The sequence below is a fragment of the Albimonas sp. genome (assembly GCF_055129145.1).
In genome coordinates this window covers 1-6,516 of the sequence record NZ_JBSRTQ010000197.1, presented here as the reverse complement: position 1 = coordinate 6,516, position 6,516 = coordinate 1, and the positions used below count along the sequence as shown (strand labels likewise).

The 6,516-nt window shown below is 68.7% G+C and carries 6 protein-coding genes; 5 read left to right on the top strand and 1 reads right to left on the bottom strand.

Features of this window, described 5'->3' with window-relative positions; genetic code table 11:
- On the bottom strand, positions 1-342 hold a 342-nt coding region (locus ACTB72_RS19835), incomplete at its 3' end, for a MarR family winged helix-turn-helix transcriptional regulator (protein ID WP_463038750.1).
- Positions 343-681: 339 nt separating this feature from the next.
- On the opposite strand from ACTB72_RS19835, the gene ectA reads away from it, so the two are divergent.
- The 5 genes from ectA to ACTB72_RS19810 all read left to right on the top strand — a co-directional run bounded on the left by ectA (position 682) and on the right by ACTB72_RS19810 (position 6,473).
- Positions 682-1,194, top strand: a complete 513-nt coding sequence (ectA, locus tag ACTB72_RS19830; protein ID WP_463038749.1) for a diaminobutyrate acetyltransferase — start codon at positions 682-684, stop codon at positions 1,192-1,194.
- A 142-nt stretch (positions 1,195-1,336) separates the two neighbouring features.
- Positions 1,337-2,626, top strand: coding sequence for a diaminobutyrate--2-oxoglutarate transaminase (ectB, locus tag ACTB72_RS19825; protein WP_463038747.1), 1,290 nt, complete (start codon positions 1,337-1,339; stop codon positions 2,624-2,626).
- A gap of 58 nt (positions 2,627-2,684) precedes the next feature.
- Positions 2,685-3,080 (top strand): ectoine synthase, encoded by a 396-nt coding sequence (locus ACTB72_RS19820; RefSeq protein ID WP_463038746.1) that lies wholly within the window; start codon positions 2,685-2,687, stop codon positions 3,078-3,080.
- A gap of 79 nt (positions 3,081-3,159) precedes the next feature.
- Positions 3,160-4,701, top strand: coding sequence for an aspartate kinase (locus ACTB72_RS19815; RefSeq protein ID WP_463038745.1), 1,542 nt, complete (start codon positions 3,160-3,162; stop codon positions 4,699-4,701).
- A gap of 344 nt (positions 4,702-5,045) precedes the next feature.
- Complete coding sequence (locus tag ACTB72_RS19810) at positions 5,046-6,473, top strand: alanine/glycine:cation symporter family protein (protein WP_463038744.1); 1,428 nt, start codon at positions 5,046-5,048, stop codon at positions 6,471-6,473.
- The last annotated feature ends 43 nt before the right edge of the window (positions 6,474-6,516 follow it).

The following is a 6,516-nucleotide window of genomic DNA, read 5'->3' as shown; positions in this document are numbered from 1 at the left end:
GGCGAAGCGGCGCTGCAGCGGATCGGGCGAAATCCGCAGGGCCGCGTCGCCGGCATCGGTCAGCGACAGCCAGTACTGGCGTCGGTCGCTCTGGCCGCGGCGCCGGCGGACCATGCCGCGCGCCTCCAGCTTCTCGATCAGCGCGGTGGCGGTGGCCTGGGCGACGCCGACCGACTGGGCGAGCGTGGTCGGCGTCGCCTCCGCCCCGCCGCGCAGCCGCTCGAGCACCATCAGCTGCGGCGTGGTCAGCCCGGTCTCGCGCGACAGCGCCCGGGCCGAGGCCTCGGTCGCGCGCAGGATCCGGCGCATGGCGACGAGCGCGGTGATCAGTCTGTCCTGCATCGGGCGGTCCTGCATCGGGGTCTGGTCTCTTCGGGACGCGGCGCGGTTCGGCGGCGTCGCCATTCTAGACCTCTGGGCGGGGGGGGGAAGATGCGCGAAGATTGTTCGTCCTCCTAAGGGGTTCCAGGCGTCTCATATCGGGAGAAATTTGGACCATGAACCATCCTGACGTCGAATTGACCAGATTTTTCGACTCCAAATCACTATGAAGCATCATATTTTTCGTCAACTGCCTTTTTTTACGCCAGGTGATGCTTCGGTGTTGAAACCTCACATGGTCCCTATATATTGAACGTCAACCGAAACAACCGCGACGGACCGATGCCCAGAGACACCGCCATGATCGACCTTCCCGACCTGCGCCGCCCCGAAAGCTCGGATGGCGCGGCCGTATGGGAGCTCATCCGCGACTGCCATCCGCTCGACCGGAACTCGCTCTACTGCAATCTTCTGCAGTGCGACCACTTCTCGGAAACCTGCGTCTTCGCCGAGCGCGACGGCCAGGCTCTGGGCTGGATCTCCGCCTATATCGTCCCCGACCGCCCCGACACGCTTTTCGTGTGGCAGGTGGCCGTGTCCGAGCAGGCGCGGGGCATGGGCCTCGCCGGGCGGATGCTGGACGACATCCTGGCGCGCGACGTCTGCAAGGACGTCGACCGGATCACCACCACCATCACCCGCGCCAACGCCGCGAGCTGGGCCCTGTTCCGCCGCTTCGCCGAACGCCGCGACGCGCCGATCGAGAACGAGCCGCATTTCACGCGCGACGAGCATTTCGAAGGCCGCCACGACACCGAGCATATGGTGGAGATCGGCCCCTTCGGCGCGCTCCGCCGCAAGGCCGCCGCCTGAGCCCAGGCGCCCCCCTCGGCCCGCCCCGGACCGCCGCCCGACCACGGGCGCGTCCAGGCAGGCCTGACAGCTTCGGTGGCCTTCCGCCTGCGCGTTCGATCGCGCGGGCGACGGAGCGCCGATCAGACCCAAGAGGACGATCATGACCGCCTCCCACAGCACCGACATCTACGCCCGCCGCGAATCCGAAGCCCGTTCCTACTGCCGGTCCTTCCCGGCCAGCTTCGCGACCGCGCGCAACGCCACGCTCACCGACGAGGACGGGCGCGAATACATCGACTTTCTCGCCGGCTGCTCCTCGCTGAACTACGGCCATAACGATCCCGACATGAAGCAGGCGCTGATCGAGCACCTGACCCAGGACGGCATCGGCCACGCGCTCGACTTCCACACCGCCCCGAAGAAGGCGTTCCTGGAGACGTTCGAGCGCCTGATCCTCGAGCCGCGCGGCATGGATCACAAGGTGATGATGACCGGCCCGACCGGCACCAACGCCGTCGAGGCCGCGATGAAGCTGGCGCGCAAGGTGACCGGCCGCGAGACCATCGTCGCCTTCACCAACGGCTTTCATGGCATGACGCTGGGCGCGCTCGCCGCCACCGGCAACGCCGGCAAGCGCAACGGCGCCGGCATGGCGCTGTCGGGCGTGGCGCGGATGCCGTTCGAGGGCGCTTTCGGGCCCGACGCCGACACGCTCGCCCAGCTCGAGACGATGCTCGAGAACCCGTCCTCGGGGCTCGACCTGCCGGCCGCCTTCCTGGTGGAGCCGGTGCAGGGCGAGGGCGGCCTCAACGCCGCGTCCCGCGAATGGCTGGAGGGCCTCGGCCGTATCGCCAAGCGCCACGGGATCCTCTTGATCCTCGACGACATCCAGGCCGGCTGCGGGCGCTGCGGCACGTTCTTCTCGTTCGAGGAGATGGATGTGGAGCCGGACATGATCCCGCTCGCGAAGTCGCTGTCCGGCTTCGGCCTGCCCTTCGCCGCCCTGCTGCTGAAGCCGGAGCTCGATATCTGGAAGCCGGCGGAGCATAACGGCACCTTCCGCGGCAACTCCCACGCCTTCGTGACCGCCCGCGTCGCGCTCGAGAAATTCTGGGCCGACGGCGCCTTCCAGGCCGAGATCGCGGAGAAATCCGCCTTCCTCGAGCATCGCCTGGAGGCCATCGCCGGGATGCTGCCGCAGGCGCATCTCAAGGGCCGCGGCTTCTTCCGGGGCATCGACGTGGGCTCCGGCGAGCTCGCCGCGGCGATCTGCGCCGAATGCTTCGACAAGGGTCTGATCATCGAGACCTCGGGCGCCCATGACGAAGTGGTCAAGGTGCTCGCCCCCCTGACCATCGAGCGGGAGCTTCTGTCCCGCGGGCTCGACATCGTGGAGGCGGCCGTCGCCGCCCGCGTCGGCGCCCGGAAGATCGACATCGCCGCGGAGTGAGCGGCGCCGGGCCTCGCGGTCCGCGCCCCCTCCCCCCTCACAGTCCAGGAGAACCGACATGATCGTTCGTGATTTCAACAAGATCCGCAACACCGAGCGCGAGGTGAGCGCCGAGCGCTGGAAGTCCGCCCGCCTGCTGCTCGCCGAAGACGGCATGGGCTTCAGCTTCCACATCACCACCATCGAGGCGGGGTCGGAGCACACCTTCCACTACAAGCACCATTTCGAAGCGGTGTGGTGCACCAAGGGCGAAGGCTCGATCGAGGATCTGGCCACCGGCGAGGTCCACGAGATCACCCCCGGCGTGATGTATGCGCTGAACCTGCACGACAAGCACATCCTGCGCGCCAAGACCGAGCTGACGCTCGCCTGCTGCTTCAACCCGCCCGTGACCGGCACGGAGGTCCACCGCGAGGACGGCTCCTACGCGCCGGCGGACGAGAAGGCCGCCTGAGCGCGCCGCTCTCCTTCGCGACCTTTCGCGCCCGCCGGTTAGACCCGGCGGGCGCCGCAGAAAAGAACGAGGCCTGGGCATGACCCGCCACGATTTGAACTCCCCCCCCGCCATCGCCGCCAACCGCAGCACGAGCGACGCGCCGCTTGGCGCGCACACGGTCGAGAAGATCGGCGGCACGTCGATGAGCCGCTCGGACGAGCTGCTCGCCGGGCTGTTCATCGGCGACCGCGAAGGGGATGACCTCTACAACCGCGTGTTCGTGGTGTCGGCCTATTCCGGCATCACCGACCTGCTGTTGGAAGCCAAGAAATCCGGGGCGCCGGGCGTCTACTCGCTCTTCGCCAACGCCGACCACGATCACGGCTGGTCCGAGGCGCTCAACACCGTCTCCCGCGCCATGTCCGAGGCCCACAACGCCGTGCTCGACGATAGGGCCGACATCCGCGCCGCCGACGACTTCGTGCGCGAGCGGATCGAGGGCGCGCGCTCCTGCCTGATCGACCTGCAGCGCCTCTGCTCCTACGGGCATTTCCAGCTCGACGAACACATGATGACCATCCGCGAGCTGCTCTCGGGGTTGGGCGAGGCGCATTCCGCCTTCGTCACCGCCACGCTTCTGCGCCGCCACGGGGTCAACGCCCGCTTCGTCGACCTGACCGGCTGGCGCGACGAGAGCCAGCCCGACCTCGACGAACGCCTCGACCGCGGCTTCGAGGACATCGACCTCGCGCGCGAACTGCCGATCGTCACCGGCTACGCCCAGTGCCGCGAAGGCCTGATGCGCGAATTCGACCGCGGCTATTCCGAGGTCACCTTCTCGCGTCTCGCCGCCCGCACCCGGGCGCGGGAGGCGATCGTGCACAAGGAATTCCACCTGTCCTCGGCCGATCCCAAGGTCGTGGGCGCCCATGCGGTGCGCAAGCTCGGCCGGACCAATTACGACGTGGCCGACCAGCTTTCCAATCTGGGCATGGAGGCGATCCATCCCAGCGCCGCCAAGACGCTGCGCCAGGCCGGCATCCCGCTGCGCGTGACCAACGCCTTCGAGCCCGCCGATCCGGGCACGCTGATCGACGCCGAATACGGCGGGGCGACGCGGGTCGAGATGGTCACCGGGCTGACGGTGCTGTCGCTGGAGGTGTTCGAGCAGGACATGGTCGGGGTGAAGGGCTACGACGCCCGCATCCTCGAGGCGCTGACCCGGCACCGGGTGCGGATCGTGTCGAAAAGCTCCAACGCCAACACCGTGACCCATTATGTGGACGCCTCGCTGAAGCTGGTGAAGCGGGCGCAGAACGACATCACCGCGTCCTGCCCCTCGGCCCGGGTGCGGGCGCGCAAGATGGCGCTGGTCTCGGCCATCGGGCGCAACCTCGAAGGGCTGTCGGTCGCGCGCCGGTCCCTGCAGGCGCTGGAGGCGGCGTCGGTGCCGGTGCTGGCGATGCAGGACAACGGCCGCGCCGTCGACGTGCAGCTGCTGGTCCCGGCCGAGCGTCAGGACGACGCGATCCGCGCGCTGCATGCCGAGCTGATCGAGCGTCCCGAGGCGGGGTCGGGCGACATCGCCGACATCCCCGCCGGGGAAGAGCCGGCGCACGCGCTGCGCAGCGTCGCCTGACGGCGCGATCTTCCGAGAGGTGAAATCGATGGGCGCCGCGCGGACCTCCGCGCGGCGTCTTTCTTTGGGCGTCGCCCCTTTGCCAGGGTCGTCACGGGTCGAGCGTCGCGCCCTGCCCTGCGGTCGAGGCCCCTGCCCGCTCCGCCTCCCCCGCCCCGCCTGCGGCCCGGCGGCGCATCCCGCTCTGATTTCATTAAGTTTTATTTAGAAATCATCAACACATTGCAGCGCGAGACCAGCCCTCCATAGTCGGAAGGCGCCCGGCGATCCGGCCGGCCGCGGAGCGGCGCGGCGCGGCGCCGGGGCATCCGACCCCGCCGCGCCTGGGCAGGAGGGGTCCCGTCATGGATGCGATCATCGGATTTCTGAACACCATCTTCTGGGGATACGTCCTCATCTACGGGCTGCTGGCGGTGGGGATCTACTTCACCATCCGCCTCGGCGCGCCGCAGATCCTGCATTTCTCCGAGATGTTCCGGGTGATCCTCGGCGCGCGCGACTCCGACCGGTCCGAGGGGATCTCGCCGTTCCAGGCGCTGACCATCTCGCTGGCGAGCCGGGTCGGCACCGGCAATCTCGCCGGCGTCGCGGTGGCGCTTTATCTCGGCGGGCCCGGCGCGATCTTCTGGATGTGGATGGTGGCGCTGGTCGGCATGGCCACGGCCTATGCGGAATCGACGCTGGCCCAGCTCTACAAGGTCCGCGGCGACGAGGGGATGTATCGCGGCGGCCCCGCCTTCTACATCGCCCGCGGGCTGCGGATGCCCTGGCTGGGGGGCGTGTTCTCGGTCTGCCTGATCATCTCCTTCGGGCTGGTGTTCAACGCGGTGCAGGCCAATTCCATCGCCGATGCGATGCAGGGCGCGTTCGGGCTGCCCAAGATCGCCACCGGCGTGGTGGTGGCGGCGGTGGCGGGCGCGGTGATCTTCGGCGGGCTCCGCCAGATCGCCTCGGTGGCCGAGCTGGTGGTGCCGATCATGGCGGTGATCTACCTGGCGCTGGCGCTGATCGTGGTGGCGATGAACCTCGGCGCGGTGCCGGGCATCCTCGCGCTGATCGTGAAGTCCGCCTTCGGGCTGCAGGAGGCCGCCGGCGGCGTCGCGGGCGGGGTGATGGCGGCGATGCTCAACGGGGTGAAGCGGGGGCTCTTCTCGAACGAGGCCGGCATGGGGTCTGCCCCCAACATCGCGGCCTGCGCGACGCCCGATCCGCACCATCCGTCTTCCCAGGGCTTCGTGCAGGCGCTCGGCGTCTTCATCGACACGCTGCTGATCTGCACGGCGACGGCGATCATGATCCTGCTGTCGGGGGCGCTGGTCCCGGATTCGGGCGTGACCGGCACCCAGCTGACCCAGGCGGCGCTCGAGGCGCATATCGGCGCGGCCGGCGCGTGGTTCATCGCCATCGCCATCCTGTTCTTCGCCTTCACCTCGATCATCGGGAATTACTCCTATGCGGAGAACGCGATGATCTTCCTCGGCTTCGGCGGCAAGACCGGGTTCATGGTCCTGCGGATTGCGGCGCTGGCGATGGTGATCTGGGGCGCGGTGCAGAGCGTGGCGACGGTGTTCAACACCGCCGACGCCTCGATGGGGCTGATGGCCACGATCAACCTGATCGCGATCCTGGCGCTGTCGGGCACGGTGACCAAGCTGACCAGGGACTATTTCGCCCAGCGCAAGGCGGGGAAGGAGCCGACGTTCCACGCCGCCGAATATCCCGAGCTGAAGGGCGAGATCGACGAGAGCATCTGGACCCGCGCCGGCCTCTGAGGCCCTTGCGCGGCGCCCTCCCCGCCTTGGCGGCGGGGGCGCC